Annotated in this window: 1 protein-coding gene; it reads right to left on the bottom strand. The window is 35.8% G+C overall.

Features of this window, described 5'->3' with window-relative positions:
• On the bottom strand, window positions 1-299 hold a 299-nt coding region (locus C1E99_RS00875), incomplete at both ends, for an ATP-binding cassette domain-containing protein (RefSeq protein WP_153060129.1).

The following is a 299-nucleotide window of genomic DNA, read 5'->3' as shown; positions in this document are numbered from 1 at the left end:
CGAAGCTATGATGCTTCCTTTATTAATAAAAACAACCTTATCAGTTACCGCCTCTACTTCTGAAAGTATATGTGATGATAACAATACTGTCTTACCAGCACTTGCTTGTTCTCTAATAAAATTTCTAAACCATCTAATTCCACTAGGATCTAGACCATTTGTAGGTTCATCTAAAATCAGGTACTGAGGTTTTCCCAACAGCGCTGTTGCAATACCTAACCTCTGCCCCTCTCCTAATGAAAGGTTTCCTATTTTTGAATATCTTTTATGTTCAATATCAGTAATGGATAATACCTCTG

The organism is Streptococcus suis (assembly GCF_002964045.1).
Taxonomy (GTDB): Bacteria; Bacillota; Bacilli; order Lactobacillales; family Streptococcaceae; genus Streptococcus; species Streptococcus suis_U.
The sequence above is the reverse complement of the archived record's forward strand: the minus strand, read 5'-3'. Positions and strand labels throughout refer to the sequence as shown.